The 15,963-nt window shown below is 58.1% G+C and carries 18 protein-coding genes and 1 pseudogene; 10 read left to right on the top strand and 9 right to left on the bottom strand.

Annotated elements, in window-relative coordinates; all coding sequences use genetic code 11:
• Window positions 1-232: 232 nt before the first annotated feature.
• From BTUS_RS15925 to mazF, 7 genes are all read left to right on the top strand, one after another.
• Complete coding sequence (locus BTUS_RS15925; RefSeq protein ID WP_013077090.1) at window positions 233-1,495, top strand: efflux RND transporter periplasmic adaptor subunit; 1,263 nt, start codon at window positions 233-235, stop codon at window positions 1,493-1,495.
• A complete protein-coding gene (locus BTUS_RS19045; RefSeq protein WP_013077089.1) occupies window positions 1,492-4,875 on the top strand; it encodes an efflux RND transporter permease subunit in 3,384 nt (1,127 codons plus the stop codon). Before BTUS_RS15925 ends, BTUS_RS19045 begins: the two co-directional genes overlap by 4 nt.
• A gap of 117 nt (window positions 4,876-4,992) precedes the next feature.
• On the top strand, window positions 4,993-5,229 hold the full coding sequence (locus BTUS_RS15915; RefSeq protein ID WP_245543338.1) for a YgaP family membrane protein: 237 nt from the start codon (window positions 4,993-4,995) through the stop codon (window positions 5,227-5,229).
• A 469-nt stretch (window positions 5,230-5,698) separates the two neighbouring features.
• Entirely contained in the window at window positions 5,699-6,070 is a 372-nt protein-coding gene (locus BTUS_RS19380; protein WP_083780261.1) for a hypothetical protein, read from the top strand.
• A 59-nt stretch (window positions 6,071-6,129) separates the two neighbouring features.
• Complete coding sequence (locus BTUS_RS15905) at window positions 6,130-6,645, top strand: Uma2 family endonuclease (protein ID WP_041306461.1); 516 nt, start codon at window positions 6,130-6,132, stop codon at window positions 6,643-6,645.
• A gap of 133 nt (window positions 6,646-6,778) precedes the next feature.
• Window positions 6,779-7,063, top strand: coding sequence for an AbrB/MazE/SpoVT family DNA-binding domain-containing protein (locus BTUS_RS15900; protein ID WP_013077086.1), 285 nt, complete (start codon window positions 6,779-6,781; stop codon window positions 7,061-7,063).
• A gap of 3 nt (window positions 7,064-7,066) precedes the next feature.
• Window positions 7,067-7,402 (top strand): endoribonuclease MazF, encoded by a 336-nt coding sequence (mazF, locus tag BTUS_RS15895; RefSeq protein WP_013077085.1) that lies wholly within the window; start codon window positions 7,067-7,069, stop codon window positions 7,400-7,402.
• A gap of 768 nt (window positions 7,403-8,170) precedes the next feature.
• Here the strand turns inward: mazF and BTUS_RS17205 are convergent.
• The 4 genes and pseudogenes from BTUS_RS17205 to BTUS_RS15880 form a co-directional block, all read right to left on the bottom strand.
• Window positions 8,171-8,881, bottom strand: a complete 711-nt coding sequence (locus BTUS_RS17205; protein ID WP_123809355.1) for a carbohydrate ABC transporter permease — start codon at window positions 8,879-8,881, stop codon at window positions 8,171-8,173.
• A gap of 68 nt (window positions 8,882-8,949) precedes the next feature.
• A pseudogene (locus BTUS_RS17765) lies at window positions 8,950-9,048 on the bottom strand (2-oxo acid dehydrogenase subunit E2); the annotation flags it as partial.
• Between the two features lie 587 nt (window positions 9,049-9,635).
• The gene (locus tag BTUS_RS15885; RefSeq protein ID WP_013077082.1) at window positions 9,636-10,073 is read right to left on the bottom strand and encodes a type II toxin-antitoxin system VapC family toxin; all 438 of its coding nucleotides are present in this window, start codon (window positions 10,071-10,073) and stop codon (window positions 9,636-9,638) included.
• Window positions 10,070-10,321 carry a type II toxin-antitoxin system Phd/YefM family antitoxin gene (locus BTUS_RS15880; RefSeq protein WP_013077081.1) on the bottom strand — a complete coding sequence of 84 codons (252 nt, stop codon included), beginning with the start codon at window positions 10,319-10,321 and terminating at the stop codon, window positions 10,070-10,072. The genes BTUS_RS15885 and BTUS_RS15880 overlap by 4 nt, the downstream gene beginning before the upstream one ends.
• 467 nt (window positions 10,322-10,788) lie before the next feature.
• Here BTUS_RS15880 and BTUS_RS15875 point away from each other — a divergent pair, with 467 nt between their 5' ends.
• Together BTUS_RS15875 and BTUS_RS15865 are read left to right on the top strand one after the other, a co-directional pair.
• Window positions 10,789-11,055: an AbrB/MazE/SpoVT family DNA-binding domain-containing protein gene (locus BTUS_RS15875; protein ID WP_013077080.1), complete on the top strand. Its 267-nt coding sequence runs from the start codon at window positions 10,789-10,791 to the stop codon at window positions 11,053-11,055.
• A 233-nt stretch (window positions 11,056-11,288) separates the two neighbouring features.
• Window positions 11,289-11,813 (top strand): Uma2 family endonuclease, encoded by a 525-nt coding sequence (locus tag BTUS_RS15865; protein WP_013077079.1) that lies wholly within the window; start codon window positions 11,289-11,291, stop codon window positions 11,811-11,813.
• 480 nt (window positions 11,814-12,293) lie between these two features.
• On the opposite strand, the gene BTUS_RS19040 is transcribed toward BTUS_RS15865, so the two are convergent.
• From BTUS_RS19040 to BTUS_RS15855, 3 genes are all read right to left on the bottom strand, one after another.
• On the bottom strand, window positions 12,294-12,383 hold the full coding sequence (locus BTUS_RS19040) for a putative holin-like toxin (RefSeq protein ID WP_232070153.1): 90 nt from the start codon (window positions 12,381-12,383) through the stop codon (window positions 12,294-12,296).
• Window positions 12,384-12,591: 208 nt separating this feature from the next.
• Window positions 12,592-12,984, bottom strand: coding sequence for a type II toxin-antitoxin system death-on-curing family toxin (locus BTUS_RS15860; protein WP_013077077.1), 393 nt, complete (start codon window positions 12,982-12,984; stop codon window positions 12,592-12,594).
• Window positions 12,981-13,223: an AbrB/MazE/SpoVT family DNA-binding domain-containing protein gene (locus BTUS_RS15855; protein ID WP_083780260.1), complete on the bottom strand. Its 243-nt coding sequence runs from the start codon at window positions 13,221-13,223 to the stop codon at window positions 12,981-12,983. The genes BTUS_RS15860 and BTUS_RS15855 overlap by 4 nt, the downstream gene beginning before the upstream one ends.
• A 147-nt stretch (window positions 13,224-13,370) precedes the next feature.
• Between BTUS_RS15855 and BTUS_RS15850 the strand changes: the two genes are divergently transcribed.
• The gene (locus tag BTUS_RS15850) at window positions 13,371-13,925 is read left to right on the top strand and encodes a helix-turn-helix domain-containing protein (protein ID WP_083780259.1); all 555 of its coding nucleotides are present in this window, start codon (window positions 13,371-13,373) and stop codon (window positions 13,923-13,925) included.
• On the opposite strand, the gene BTUS_RS15845 is transcribed toward BTUS_RS15850, so the two are convergent.
• Window positions 13,895-15,286 (bottom strand): RNA-guided endonuclease InsQ/TnpB family protein, encoded by a 1,392-nt coding sequence (locus tag BTUS_RS15845; protein WP_013077074.1) that lies wholly within the window; start codon window positions 15,284-15,286, stop codon window positions 13,895-13,897. The genes BTUS_RS15850 and BTUS_RS15845 overlap by 31 nt on opposite strands.
• The gene (locus BTUS_RS15840) at window positions 15,249-15,959 is read right to left on the bottom strand and encodes a recombinase family protein (RefSeq protein ID WP_013077073.1); all 711 of its coding nucleotides are present in this window, start codon (window positions 15,957-15,959) and stop codon (window positions 15,249-15,251) included. Before BTUS_RS15840 ends, BTUS_RS15845 begins: the two co-directional genes overlap by 38 nt.
• Window positions 15,960-15,963 lie beyond the last annotated feature (4 nt).

Below are 15,963 nucleotides of genomic sequence, written 5' to 3'. Positions count from 1 at the left end.
CCGCAAAGTCAAAGGCAGCCTTGACATGGATTCTACCCTCCCACCATAATAATGTTGAGTGGAATCGGGGTACCGGGTAGGGTATGATGCCGAGGCTTGCCCGGAAGGCCAGGGAGGTGACGGAAGGTTTCGGTTCGTTCGAAGCGCGGCTCGGGGAGATCTCCGAAGGGGTGACCGGTGCTTTCGCCCCGCCTTGCATTTCGGACGGTTCAACGGCAGAAAGGTGGTAGGTATGAAAACGTGGGTGAAGGGTGTGTTGTTCCTCGGCGTCCCCCTGGGAGGGTTCCTCCTGGTCCTGAGCGGTGTCCTCGTACATAAGATTCCCCCAGGCACCGCCGAACGGGCCCCCGCGAGCATCAGCGGGGTCAAGGTGGCCGCGGTGGAACAATCGGCGGACCGCACCGGTGTCACGGTGCCCGGAACTGTGGTCGCCGACGGGACCTCCCAGGTCGCCAGCAAAATCATGGCCTCGGTGCAGCAGGTACTCGTGAAGGAGGGGGATTTTGTCAAGCAAGGCCAGACCTTGGTGGTCCTGAATCCGGAACCCTTGGCGGCGGCTGTCAAACAGGCCCAGGCGGGCAGTGCCCAGGCCCAGGCCGGAGTTCAGGCTGCCCAGTCAGTTCAGGCGCAGATCGACGAGGCGATCCGGCAATCCCAGGCCAGCCTACAGGCGGCCCAAGCGAATCTTCAGGGCGCTCAATCAGATTTTGAACGCACCCAATCGCTGTATGAAGCCGGTGCGGCGAGCCGCCAGGATTACGATCATGCCCAGACGCGCTACCAGGCGGCAAAGGCTCAGTATGACCAAGCCCAGGCCGCCCTGCAGGGGGCTCTGGCCCAGAAGGCGGAGGCCCAGGCCCGGCTCGGTGAAGCCCAGGCGGCCTTGGGTCAGGCCCAGGCTTCGGTCCAGGCGGCGTCCGCCAATCTGAGCGACACCGTCCTGAAAGCGCCCTTTGACGGGTTCGTGACCTCGAAGACGGTGAATGAAGGAGACATGGCGAGCCCTGGGATGCCTCTCCTGACGGTGGAAAAAGGGCCCTTCGCCCTGGAGGTCTATGCCGAAGAGAAACTGGCCGCGGCCATGAAAATCGGCGATACCGTCTCGGTGCACATTCCGGCTTTGAACCGGTCGGTTACCGGGACGGTGTACGAGATCACGCCGCGAATCGATCCCGCCAGCCGGACTTTTAAAATGAAGATACGCCTTCCCGGCGATGTGGAGGTGCGGCCGGGAATGTTTGGCGAGGCGGTCCTCGGCACCGGCGGGCCGAATGATAAGATTTTCATCCCGAAGGCGGCGGTGGTGCGCTGGTCGCAATTCACCGGGGTGTATGCGGTGGATAATCAGAACCGGGCCCATCTTCGTTATGTGTCATTGGGTCGGGAATCCGGGGATCAGGTCGAGGTGTTGAGCGGGCTGAACCCCGGTGAACGGATCGTCGTTTCCGGTGTGGATCGGGTGAGCGACGGGGCGGAAGTGAGGACCGGCTCATGAAGATCGGCCTCTCGGGCAGAATCGCCAAAGCATTTATCAATTCGAAGATCACGCCGCTATTGGTGCTGGCCGCGCTGTTGATGGGCGTGCTGGCGGTGCTGAACACTCCCCGGGAAGAAGAACCCCAGATCTCCGTGCCGATGATCGATATTTTCGTCCCTTATCCCGGCGCCACGGCCAAGGACGTGGAGGACCGGGTGACGAAAGTCCTCGAAAAGAAGCTTTGGAAGATCAAAGGGGTCGAGTATATCTATTCCACTTCCCAACCGGGCCAGGCGCTGATCACGCTTCGGTACTATGTCGGCACCGACCTGAACGACGCGGTGGTCCGTACGTACAACGAAGTGATGTCCAACATGGACGAGGTTCCCCCCGGCGTGGGCCAGCCCTTGGTCAAGCCGATGACCATCGACGATGTGCCCATCGTCTCGGTGACCTTGTGGACCAACAAGCTCAACGACTACGATTTGCGGCGGATCACTGCTGTAGTGGCCGACGAGGTCAACCGGGTGGAAAACGTCGCCAAGGTCCAGGTGATCGGCGGCCGGGAGCGGCAAGTTCGGGTGGAGGTCGATCCGACCCGATTGGCGGCCTACGGGATTTCGCCGCTGACATTGGAAAGGACGCTCCAGAGCGGGAACCAGTCCCTGGACGCCGGCCAGTTCGCCGAGGCGAACAAGCAGTTCAAGGTCAAAGCCGGGACGTATCTGGTGGATCCCGAACAGGTCAAGAACTTGGTGGTCGGGGTTTACGATCAGCGCCCGGTGTTTCTCAAAGATGTGGCCACGGTGACGGATGGTCCGTCGGAGGTCAATCGGTACGTTCTCTTCGGGACCGGGCCCCGGGCGGCGGACAAAGGCGTGACCGAGCCCCCAGGGCGCATTTTCCCTGCAGTGACCATCTCCGTCTCGAAAAAGCCCGGGACCAATGCGGTCTGGGTGGCGAACGACGTCATCAAGAAGGTGGATGATCTCAAGGGCAAGGTCATCCCTTCGGACGTGCAGGTCACGGTGACCCGGGATTACGGAGAGACGGCGATGGAAAAGGCCAATGAGCTCATCGATCACCTGCTCATTGCCACAGCGTCGGTGATCCTGCTCATCGGGGTGGTGCTCGGAATCCGGGAGGCCATCGTGGTGGGCATCGCGGTGCCCGTGACCCTGGCGCTGGCTTTGTTCCTGAGCTACATGCACGGGTACACCCTGAACCGGGTGACGCTGTTTGCTTTGATCTTTGCCATCGGGATCCTGGTGGATGACGCCATTGTCGTCGTGGAGAATATGCACCGATGGTTCCGGATGCGAACGCTCAAGCCCTTGGATGCGGCGGTCCGTTCGGTGGACGAGGTGGGAAATCCCACGATCCTCGCGACGTTCACGGTCATTGCCGTCTTGATTCCCATGGCTTTCGTTCGCGGGCTCATGGGGCCATATATGGCGCCGATTCCCATCAACGCCTCGATTGCGATGTTTTTCTCGCTGCTCGTGGCCTTTGTCGTAACGCCCTGGTTTGGGCTGCGGCTGTTGAAGCGGGATGAGCCGGAGGCGGCGGTCGCGGCGGCCGGTGTGAGCGGCGGGCGCGAGGGGACGGTGGCCGTGGGACCGACGGTGACGCCCGGGGATGCGCCGGAGGCGGGGACGTCGACGGGAGGCGCGTCCGAAGACGGCCCCGGGGCCGAAGGGGGCCGCTCTGGCAACGGGGATCACGTCGGCGAAGAGCATGGCGGCCGGATCTCCCGGATGTACGCGGGTGTGCTCATGGCCATGGTGCACAGCCGCAAGAAGCGCAACCTGTTCTTCCTCGCCGTGGTACTGATGCTCATCGCGTCGATGGGCTTTTTCTACACCAAAGCGGTGGCCATGAAGATGCTGCCCTTCGATAACAAGAGCGAATTTCAGGTGGTCATCGACATGCCCCGGGGCACGACCTTGGAACAAACGGCGGCGGCCACCAAGGCCATCGGGGATTATCTGTCGACGGTCAACGAGGTCACGGATTACGAGATGTACATCGGGACCGCGTCGCCCTTTAATTTTAACGGCTTGGTCCGCCACTACTACCTGCGCCAGGGCCCGGATGTGGCCGACATCCAGGTGAATTTGGTGGCCAAGGGCGAGCGGGAGCAGCAGAGCCACGATATCGCGAAGCGCATTCGCCCGGCGGTGCAGGCCATCGGGCAAAAATACGGCGCCAACGTGAAGGTGGTGGAGGTGCCGCCGGGGCCGCCGGTCCAGGATACCCTGGTGCTGGAGGTGTACAGCAACGATCCCGCCGACCAGTACGCCGCGGTTCAGCAGGCGGCGGAGATTTTCAAGAAGACGCCCGGCGTGGTGGACGTGGACACGTCTCTGCAGGCGCCTCAGACCCAGTATTCGTTTACGCTGACCGACCAAGCCCGGCTCAACGGCATCACGGACCAGGAGGTGGCCCAGACGCTGCAAGTGATGTTGGGCGGGGCCCAGGTGGGGTTGGTGCATCCGCCTCACGAGCTGGAACCGGTCAAAATCTGGCTGCAGCCGCCCCGGGACCGGCGGTCGAGCTTGGATGAGCTCAAGAGCATCCAGGTGCCGACGCCCTCCGGGAAGCTGATTCCCTTGGGCGAGGTGGCGAATATTCAACAGGAGACGGCGGAGCAGACGCTCTACCGGAAGAATCTCCAAAGTGTCGCCTACGTGTTTGCTGATGTGGCGGGCTATGAAGAGAGCCCGGCTTACGATATCGCCAAGATGTGGAACGCCGTGGGCCAGATTCATGTGCCGAGCGGCGCCAAGGTGGAGCAGTACCTGACCCATCAGCCTTGGCTGGAAAATGGTGTCAAGGTGAAGTGGGATGGGGAATGGCAGATCACCTACGAGGTGTTCCGGGACCTCGGATTGGCCTTCGGGGTGGCGCTGGTGGTGATGTACCTTCTGGTGGTCGCCTGGTTCCAGTCCTTTATCACACCTCTGGTGATTATGGCGCCGATTCCGCTCACCATGATCGGGGTGGTGCCGGGGCACTGGCTCTTTGGGGCCTTTTTCACCGCCACGTCGATGATCGGGGTGATCGCCCTGGCAGGCATTATCGTGCGGAACTCGATTTTGCTGGTGGAGTTCGCCGAGCGCCGGCGCAAGGAAGGCGAGGATCTGGATGCGGCGGTGGTGACCGCCGGGGTGGTCCGGGCAAAGCCGATCCTCCTCACCGCGGCGGCGGTGGTGGTGGGGGCGTTTGTCATCCTGTTCGACCCGATCTTCCAGGGGCTGGCCATTTCGCTGATGTTTGGCACGATCGCTTCAACGGTGCTGACGCTGTTCGTGATCCCGGTGCTCTACTATGCGGTGGAGATCCGCCGGGCCAAGGCGCGGATGCGCCGGGAAGCGCAGGCGAAGGCGAACGCGTGAGGCGGGTCGCACGGGCTGCCGGGAAGGCGTTTGGCCACCTGGGGGCCGGTCAATGCGCTTGGGGGTCGGTGGTGTGTAGGGGTGTTGACATAAGCGGTTGACATAAGGGGGAGGGTGATGGAGATGTTCGTCGAGTCCGGAAAGGGTTCCCTCATCCGGATCGTGGCCGGGGTGTTCATTTTGATCGGAGCGGGACTGTCGCTTTGGGTGCATCCCCACTGGGTGTATTTTGACGCCTTTGTCGGGCTGATGCTGATCATCTCGGCCTTGACAGGGTTTTGCCCGATGTATTATATTCTGCGGGCTCTGGGGATCAAAGACGCCCAGTGTACGGTGAAACGGGTGGGACGGTAAAAGAAGGGTTTCGGATGAACGGTCGGGCGGGGATAAGGAGATCGGCCGCCGGACCGGTGAGAGCGCGGGGAGTTGTTGGAGCCCCGCGCTTTTTTGCGGGTGCCGGCGGGGCTGTGATGTCGAAGGGCGAATGACTTTGAAGACAGACTCAAAGGGCGCTATCATCAACCGCTTGTCGTGCCCGTGCCCGACGAAATGGATCCAGAAATACCACGAATTGTTTTTCAGTCTCTTCACGGTTTCAGCCAGTTGATCGTCTCGCAGATCAGCGTTGTCTTAACAGCCATTTATTCACCTGACTGGCAGGTCGATATGAATAAAGGACAAAATTATTTTAAAGAGCGCGGACAGCTCCTCTTTGAGCTCCTCGATGTGCTCGGATTGCCCGGGCGGCGGAGGGATATCGCAGGAGCCTGATGCTGCCATTTTTCCGGCGGCTGTACGATTATGTTAACGAGTTCAAGGACGCCTGGCACACGTCCGGGCACAGCGGCGGTCTGGCGTTCCTGAAATCTCCGGTGGGGAAGCGTTTATGATGCACACCTCCACGTCCCCCCAGTACGCGATCCTCGCCTTTTTAGACGTGGGCGCCCGGATGATGATGGGCAAGGCGGGGGAGCGGTTGGTCCACGAGGCGGTGGAGTGTGTGAGTGGAGGCTGGAAGAATATGGGCCATCGAAAATCGAGGGGGGTGGTGTGTCCACCTTTTGAAAAACTACTAAGAAAAAATGTCTACCGTGGGGAGACAATAGGAAGATTAATCGGAAAAGTTTCTCGAAACCGTCGAATCTCCTGGCGAGGGGGGCGATGGCCCTGTTGTGGCACACGGAACACACGCTGACGGGCGTGCATTTCGTGTTACAATATGGATACGGAAGGAAGTCGGAAAGGGGGGTGCGCATGGAGCACCAACCGATTGCAGCCGATTTGGAACGGTGGGAGCGGATCGAGGGCGTGATTTACGACATGACGCCGCCGCCAACGTCCGACCACCAAAGGATCGTCGGTAATCTGTTTCGTGAAATCAGCGTCTACTTGAAAGGCAAGACGTGTACGGCATATCCGGCCCCCTTTGGAGTTTGGTTGGACACAGAGGACGACGGGAACTACGTGGAGCCGGACGTCACAATCGTCTGTGACCCGAGCAAGATACAGCCGAAGGGTTGCGTGGGCGTCCCCGACATGGTGATCGAAGTCCTGAGTCCGGCCACAGCCAAGAAGGACAAGACCGCCAAGCTGAGGGCGTATAGATCCGCAGGCGTTCGTGAGTATTGGATCGCCGACCCGTCGAACCAGATTGTTGAGGTTTATGGACTAGCCGACGACAACGTGTTCCCGGCAGTCTACAGCAAGGATGACACGGTTGCGGTTGGTATTTTCGGGGACTTGAACATCAACCTGCAGGACATCTTTTAGCCCTTTTTTCGCATGTCATATTTTGTCGATCAACGGAATCACCGGTGGCTCTGGGCCCGCTTCCTGACCCGGGAGCGTATCATTTTTATGTTGTGGTATATACTTCGTATATACATGAATCGGGTGGTGCGTTATGATGATGGAGAAGGGATTTACGGGTAAGGAGGAGAGCGCAGTGGTCATCAGGACGAGAGTGCAGAAGTGGGGCAACAGCCTGGCCATACGCCTGCCCAGTGCGTTTGCCGAAAGTATTTCGATTCAACAGGGATCTGAGGTCGAACTCAGGCTGACAAACCGCACAATTATCGTGGTTCCGCGAAACCGAAAACCCTCTTTAGAGGACTTGCTGGCGAAGATCACCCCGGAAAACCGTCACGAGGACATTGACTTGGGGACCGAAGGAAAGGAACTGCTTTAAAAAATGTTTGTACCGGAACGTGGAGATCTTGTATACGTGCGCTTCAATCCGCAAGCCGGTCACGAACAGGCGGGTACAAGGCCAGCCATCGTATTGTCTCCAAAATCGTTTAACGCGGGGACGGGTTTTGCCGTTGTTTGCCCAATCACGCGCCAAAAAAAGGGCTACCCATTCGAGGTTGAGTTGCCTGCAGGCCTAAGTGTCGAAGGTGTGATTCTTACAGATCAGGTAAAAAGTCTCGATTGGAGAGCCAGACAGTTTCAACTTAAAGACCACGCACCTGATGAAGTCGTCATGGACTGTTTAGATCTCATCAGTACCTTTCTTTCTGTTGGATAGACGATGAGCAATCCGATCGTCCACCGGAGGCTGTTCAAGGCCGGGGACATGAAAGTGCAAGCAGTGGTGAAGGCGCGGGGGACCGGGTGAGGGATCGGATGTGCTGCGTGCGGGATTGAGTGGGGGTGTGGCGGGTGGAAGAATATGGGCCGTCGAAAATCGAGGGGGGTGGTGTGTCCACCTTTTGAAAAACTACTAAGTAAAAATGTGCGCGACAGGGAGACATTGGACAGAGTAATCGGAAAAATAGTCCGGTACAGTCAAATATCCGGGCAGCGCGGGTGGCGATGGCCCTGTGTGCTGCGGCGGGCCGATCCTCGACGGGAGGGCGGAGAGGAGTGGGTGGCCGGATCTGGTCGCAGCTCACGGAATCAGTGATCAGGAAAGCCTGGGCGACGTCCCCGCTGCCGGATGCCGAAGCTTCTCCCCGTGCCTGTGGGTGGACGCCTCCCACTTCAGTGGCGGGAGGATTCACGTCAGCATATTGAAAGGATAAGGGTCTTTTGAAAGAAAGGGCCGACAATCGCGCCTCAAGGGAATCCTGAAACCCATCGGCGGGCGTCGGCCTGTTTCTGCCGTTAAGGAAGCCGTTTAGGGGGAGATCGACTTCCCGTACAGCAATAAAGTTCCTCAGAACGACGAATCATTCCCCGAAAACATGATTGTGCGTCTTGCAACGGGTGAAACCCGCCCCCTGAAAGGCCGGTCAGCGTCAGTCAGGGATTGCAGATCGATGAACAACTCGGATCTGACCCGTGTCGCCCTACTTCATCCCCACCGTCTGATTGTAGTTATCCAATGCACTGTTGATGCTCTTCTCCGCGTCGTCCAGGGCTTGCTGGGGCGTCGCAGGCCCAGCAAATAATTGATCCATCCGCTCCCCGGGTTAAACAAAAGCATCCAGATCACGGCGGCGGAGGCAGAAGAGATGGCGATCGGCAAAGCATAGAGGGTGCGGAACACGGCGATCCCCTTTAATTGGACATTGGCGAATACGGCGAGGACAAAGCCGATCACCAATTCCGCCGGCACGGTAAGGATCACAAATTTTAACGTTACGAGGATGCTGTTCAGGTATTCGGGGGATGTGAAGACCGCGGCATAGTTTTTCAGTTCGACAACCCGGCCGATTTCCCCCTCGGGATTGGTGAGAAAAAGACTGATATATAACGTCTTGAAAAAGGGGTAGAAGACAAAACCGGCAAAAACGACGGCTGCGGGCAACAAGTACAAGAAAGGTTCCAGGGTGTGACGGAATGCCTTTGTACGCGCGGTTATGAACGTCTCTTTTTGCTCCCGGATCTTGTTCCATGTTTCCGAAACTCGTGAAGCAGGGATCACGCTTATACACTCCTCCGTCATGATCGCATCAAACGGGCATACGAGTTCAGTATACAGGCCAACCGCCGCAGGATTGTGAATTTCGAGTAAATAGGAGATAAAGAAGCGATAAAACAGCCGTCTTTTTTGAATCGACACGATCACCCGCTGCCGAAGGATGCGGACGGGCCGGTCATTCGATGCACCGTCCCTCCCCCGGCGCCGCGTCAGCCCTCCGGCAACCAAGCTTCGGGGTCTTCGATCAGCTCTTTAACTCTGACCAAGAACTGTGCAGCTTCGGCGCCGTCCACAACGCGGTGATCGTAAGGCCGGGTCTTCAGTTTGAGTCGATACAAACCGGCCATCAAAGGACAGATCGGCAAGCGACAGGAGGGAAAGCCCGGGCTTGTCTCGCACTTGGCTACGACTCGGACAGTCTCCGGCTGTTAAGGTGATTCTTGGAAGCCGTTCCGGTGCAAAGCCTGCGTTGCTTCGGGGATATTTTCATGCTACGATAAAGATGCACAAAATAAGGCCGCCGGTGTTGGCGACACCGACGGCCGCCCAGGAGCCCTTTCAGGGGCGGCTCCTCCGGTTTACGCGAAAAGACCGCTTGCCCGGTGCATCAGGGGCGGTCTTTTCTATTGGCGTTGATGATCGCGATGACGAGCAGGGCTACATTGATGGCCACCATGAGTGCTTCGAATACGCTCATCGCACCACCTCCCTTCCCCCTGTGGAATCAGGGATCAGGGAGGGCCGCCCCTGACGGAGCCTTGTCCTGAGCCTCTTCATTATAGCCGGACAGCGGGCAATTTTCAGTAGCATCTTCTCCGGTTGTAGACTTTTAGCAAACCATCGCGTGCTGGATAAAGGGTCGCCCTGGGGAACCGCGCATCGTTTGAGGGGGCGATTACAGGTCGGCGCGCGTGTCCGGCCAAGGATTCGTAACCGGAACGCGGCAACGTTCTATGTCGCGTACGTTTCGCGTGACCACAACCAGGCCGTGAACCTGGGCGGTGGCTGCAATGAGACTGTCCATGACAGGGAGTGTTTCTCCTCGCCGCGCCGCGTCTCCACTGATTTCTCCCCAAGCCTTTGCCACCTTTTGGTCGACAGGCAAGATGCGTCTCTGAAAGCGGTGGGTCAAGTCATCATTCAACCACGCCTGCAATTGTTCTGCACGACTGCGATCCAGCAATTTACTTACACCGCGTTGCAGTTCTCCCAGGGTCAATACGCTCAAATACAGGTTCTCCTCATCCTGGTTCTCGACCCACCGCAGAACTGCGGGAGCGGGAGCCTTCTTGACCAGTTCAGAAATGACACAGGTGTCCAGTAAGTATTTCACAGTCCAGTCTCCCGCGGATGGTCCCGGACTCGTTCTACGTCCAGTTCAACCCCGACCAGAGGGGAATTTCGAAAAAATTCCACCAGACTGGCCTTTGGATGTGCCAAACGCTCATATTCCTGAACGGACACCACGACGACCGCGGGTTTCCCGCGCACCGTAATCATCTGCGGACCGTTCCGCATGGCCTTGTTCACAAGTTCACTGAGGCGATTTTTGGCATCCTGAAGCTGCCAGGTCTTGTCCATGACCGTCCCTTCCCTCGCAAGATGGGTAAGCGCGAATTTAGCCAGACTGTCTAGCCATATTATAGTCTCAAATGCTGAACCAAGTGAACAGATACTTAATGCGCCGGCCCTGACAAATTTCCTGTTCCTGACCAGCAGCAAGCACAGCCGCCATGCCAGACTTCTACGCGTGCAAAAGAAGATCAAGGTTGTCTGAAGGGACACTGGTCCTGCCTGGCTTTTGGCTGGCCACCATAAGCATACCGGCACGACTGGTGCACACGCGACCACGCCGTGGTCCGTCGTCCCCCCTGTCCCCTCCGCCCATCGGAGGTTCGGTCACGATACGTTTTCCGGCTAGATTGTGGGTCTAAAATTCCGCCTATATTTTGCCGTTTTCTTCTCCTTCTGTCCACTGCTCATTCGTTTTGCTATGGTGTATACTATACGTGGGACCATCCCACCACACTATACTGGAGGCACTTAACATGCCAAAAGTGGTCACTGTCCGCATGGACGAGAAAGGACGCCTGACACTGCCGCGAAGCATTCGCGAAGCCCTTCACGCCAAACCCGGCGATGTGTTTTACCTTCAACCGGAAGCCGACGGCGTGAGAATCGTCAAAGGCGAGAATCCCTTTGACGCCTTGGCTGAACACGCGATCCGCGAATACAAGGCCGGGAAGACCCGAGACTTGCGCGATATCGCCCGCAGCTGGGGTATAGACTTGGAGTCGCCGGATGAGCAGAGTTGAATTCACCGCTCAAGCAGAAAAAGACGTGTTTCGACTTCGAGGCCTGCGCGAAAAAGCATTGCGGGCAATCCTGCAATTACGGGGCGAAGAACACGGATCAACGAAAATCGTGCAAACACCATATTATGTCCATGGAGATTGGCGGAAAGGCCATTCAACGCTGTCTTCTCCTCGGGGAATGCCCCTAGAAAATAGCATTGTATCCCAAACACGAGTGGAAAGGACGTTGCGGGATGCAGCAGGCTCACGATCCACGCCAGCCGATTTTGCCTGAACGGTATGAGGTGATTGATGGCAGGGTATACGACATGTCCCCTCCGCCGTCCGAGATTCACCAAAGAATTGTGACGAATCTGCTTCGGGAGTTCAGCATCTACCTGAAAGGGCGGGAATGTTTTGCCTATCCGGCCCCCTTTGGCGTGTGGTGGAAGGAGGACGACGATGAGCACGTGGAGCCGGATATTTCCGTGATCTGTGATCCGGGCAAAATTCGCCCGAAAGGTTGCGTGGGTGCTCCAGATCTCATCGTCGAAGTACTCGGCAAATCGACGGCGGAGAAGGACCGGGGCATCAAAATGATAAAATATCGTGCAGCGGGGGTCAGAGAGTACTGGATCGTCGATCCGGAACACGAAACGGTGGAGGTCTATCACTGGGAGGACAATGTGTTTCAACAGCCCGATGTGTACGGCGGGGATGGGGAAATACCGGTGCGCATCTTTGACGACCTCGTCATCAAATTGAGAGACGTGTTTTGAATGACAGCATTTGTCTGGAACCGAACCGGGAAAATATCCCGCGTGGGTGTAGCAGATGAACTCGACACAGGTGCGTATCTTCGCGCCGGCCTCACTGAAGGGTTGAAAGGACAGGGGAACTCGGGAGCGGGTTCGGTGGTCCCAGAGGTCATCGATGGACGGGTGTACGATGCTTCACCTCCTCCGTTTGGGATTCACCAGAGCCATCGTGGTGAATCTGCTTCGGGAATTCAGGTAATGACTCGTTTGTGAAGGTGCTACTGAGTGATTGCGGGAGGTTGAATTTTTTGTTCCCATTGGGTACAATAAACTCAGAGATAAACGCTGCTGTTCGCCGCAAGGGGGATGGCAGGTCAAGAAGCATGCTACGATAAAGATACACAAAATAAGGCCGCCGGTGTGGGGACACCGACGGCCGCCCAGGAGCCCTTTCAGGGGCGGCTCCTCCGGTTTACGCGAAAAGACCGCTTGCCCGGTGCATCAGGGGCGGTCTTTTCTATTGGCGTTGATGATCGCGATGACGAGCATGGCTACATTGATGGCCACCATGAGTGCTTCGAATACGCTCATCGCACCACCTCCCTTCTCCCTGTGGAATCAGGGATCAGGGAGGGCCGCCCCTGATGGAGCCTGTCCTGAGCCCTTTCATTATAGCCGGACAGCGGGCAATTTTCAGCATCATTTTTTCCGTTATGGACTTTCGGCGGAAAACCTCCCCTTGGATGGACCGCCGACCCCCAGGAACCACGCATGTTTTGAAAAGATGCGTGGTTCCTGCCTACCTCCGCCCGGCATGGCGGCGGAGGGCGCCGACGATCTCCTCAAACGCGTACTTGTGATTGACCACATCCACGACAAAATCTTCCGCCTGTTTTGGCTCCATCATGAACGTATACCCGTTATAGCTGAGGAATTGAAGCAGTGCCAGGAATGCGGTTCGTTTGTTTGCGTTATGGAATGGGTGGTTCTGCACGAGGGATTCAAACAGTGCGGCCGCCTTATCATAGATCGTTGGATAGGCATCCTGTCCAAAGACAGATTGTCGCGGGCGGTTCAGCGCTGAATCGAGCAACTCGGGGGCCCGCACTCCGGCCTGTTCATTGGGGGAGAATTCCCGGATCACCTGGAGGTTGATGGCGATGATTTCTTCGGGCGTCAGGTAACGAGTCATCTGTCCTTCAATCCTTCAATGGTTTCCCGGTACCGTTCGATGTTGGCGGACAAGACGTCGAAGAACTGCGGGTCAAGCCCCGGCGGAATGCTGGGCGCTTTGCGGATGACGATTTCACGGTTTGACTCGTTGATCGTAAGCTCGACCTCGTCCCCCATATCCAGGCCAAGAGCCTGCAGCGCCTCTTTTGTGAACGTGATGCCGACGCTGTTGCCGATCTTCGTCACCTTCCGGCGCACTGGGCGCAATGGGATCACCTCCGCATCGCGGATTTTCGAAACTCATCCGGCCAGTCGTTAAAACCGTTTGATGTATTATAACCATTCTGCGCATCGATGTCGAGTTTGGCGGCGACAATACAGCGCGCTGGCAATGTGTGAAGGTGTGTGAACTCGGGATGCATCACCGCCAATCTGAGGAGAATTCGTGCGTCGAAAGGATTGTCTCAAGTTGAAGTGGCGGAAATGTCCAACATCTCAAGGGCAGCTTATCGCAATATTGAAAATGGAATCTCGAGTCCCAAGGTATCTACGCTCCAAGACATTGTCGCCGCCATGGGTGTCAAACTTGAGGAGCTGGTGGTGCCGATAAAACCGTTGAAGTCTGTGAGGTTTCGCGCGTCGAAGAAACTTCATCGCCGAGAGCAGATTTTTGCTCAAGAGGATGGAGGACCGGCTATCGTGGTGAATACTTGGGATCGAATTTCTGTGGAGCGCAGGATTTTTAGCGCGGCTCATGAACTCGGTCATCTCCTGTTGCATTTGAGTGTATACCGTGTGGAGGAGGAGTCCGAGGTAAAGGCCCAGGAGAACGAGGCGAACCTGTTTGCCAGCCATTTTCTGATGCCGCTCTCCCAAACCTACACAAATCTCACTTTGCGCAGGATTTGGGTTCGGGACTGTCATGTCCCTCATTTGATTTCTTGGCGGCCGGCGGCGTGATCTCCCACCCGCCCGCCGACAATCCCCGGAATCTCTTGGATCCCTAGACCGTCGAACCGCCAAGCCCGCCTGGTCGTAACGACTATCTTGTCTCCCAGACGGCCCGAGCCAGGCACCTCCAAGTTGTTCAGCACTTGTTCCAGCCCGTTTGTCGCCGAATTCTCGTCCCGGATGTGGTGCGTCCCGCACTCCGGACAGGTCCACTCCCGAACCTCCGGAGGAATCCCGCCCGGCACTTCGTAGTGGCAGGCATGGCAGCTCCGGGTGGACCCGTCTTCGTCCCACTCGCCGTACACTTTCCCGGATCGGGTTGCTGTCCACTTCAAGGTTTTCTTGAATCTGCCGATCAGCGACTGGTTGTTCATCGCCCGGCGCATCCCCCGGCTGATTCCCCCGCCGTGCGGCGTATAGTCCCCCACGAACACCCCGTCGTACTCCCGGTACAGCCGGTTGGCCACCGTCCGCAGGTACGTCTTCGTCTGTTCTCGGCGCACCCGCCACAGCTCGTCCAGCCGCTCGTTCAGCTTCCGCCACCGCCGCGAAGGCAGCCACGCCTCCGTCCCGTCTTCTCTCACCACCCGAACGGACTTCCTCTTGCACCGGTCCCGAAGGGACTTTAGCTCGTCGATTCGCCGGTCCAGGATCTTGAGAAACCACGGGTTTTGGATTTCCGTCGCCACCCCGTCGGTCCCCACTCCGTAGCCCAGGTTCTTGTGGTTCGGGTCAATCGCAATGACCCGCCCCACAGGCCGCCGGGCCGGCACAGGCCGCCTGACCGTGAAGACCGCGTAAAACAGCTTCCCTTCCTTCACGATCCGAAGCTGGCGAACCATTCCCGGCTCGAACCAATCGGGCAAGGGTTCCGCCAGATGGGCGGTCACCTGGGCTTGCTTCTCTTTGCCCGTCCCTTCGTCCAGCACCTTCCCCAGGGACACCTCCGGCTTCCGGCCCTCCAACCGGTACCCCTTCCACGGCTCGTCGTATTGCAGGGAGAACCATTCCCGCTTCCACGACCGGAACTTCGGCCAGCCGACGCTCGATGCCCCCTTTTCGCGGCGGGCCTTCTGGTATTTCCGGATCGCTCCGCTCAGCCGCAGGGCCGCGTTCTTCAGCACCGACGAATACACCGTCCGCAGGAACGGGCGCTCCTTCTTCAGCGCCGGAACCCGGTCCCGCAGGCCGCGTTCGGTGTACAGCACCTTTCCCACAGCCGGGTCCTGGGTCTGCCGGAACCGCCGGCGCAGTTCGTTCGCTTCCTCCAGCAGGCGGTTGTACAGCCAGTTGGCGATTCGCGACTGCCCGTCCAGAATCGCCGCCGTGTGTTCATCCACTTCCAGAAGCATTTTCAGGACGGATGGCATCGGCCGCCTCCCTCAACGTTTTCATGATGTCCCTAATCGATCGGCTCCGGCTCCCGTACAGCCGGGCCGAAAACACTGTGATGATCTCCAGCACGTCCTGCACCAGCTCTTCCTCAAAGGTCGCCTCTTCCGAGGCATTGATGATCACCACCTCCGTTCCGAAATGCTCGCAGAGCGAGAACACCAACTCCGACCCGAACCGGAGCAGGCGGCTCTTGTGGGTGACCACCAACCGGCCCACTTCGCCGGAACAGATCCAGCGGATGAGTTCGCGCAATCCGCGTTTGTTATAGTTCAGTCCAGACCAACCGAAGCTGATCCAAGTCCCCGGCAGAACAGGTGCGTATCCGCGTTTGTTATAGTTCAGTCCAGACCCCAGGTCGCGGAGGACCTCAAACCGCCACCCATTTGCGGCGCAAAAGGTCTCCAGCAACTCCACCTGCCTCACCAGATCCGCTTTCTGGTCGTGGCTGGAGACCCGAGCATAGGCCAACGTGATGCGCTCTTTGGGCTCCGGCTCCTTTCGGGACCACCCCTGAAGGCTGGCCAGGTCATACCGGCGGTGACCTCCAGGTGTCCGCTCCACCCGGATCTTTCCTTCCGCTTCCCAGCGGCGCAACGTTTCTGGCGATACTCCCAGCTCTTTGGCCGCTTTTCCAATGGAAACCTTCATGGGA

The organism is Kyrpidia tusciae DSM 2912 (assembly GCF_000092905.1).
Classification (GTDB): Bacteria; Bacillota; Bacilli; order Kyrpidiales; family Kyrpidiaceae; genus Kyrpidia; species Kyrpidia tusciae.
This window is presented reverse-complemented; position numbering and strand designations above follow the sequence as displayed.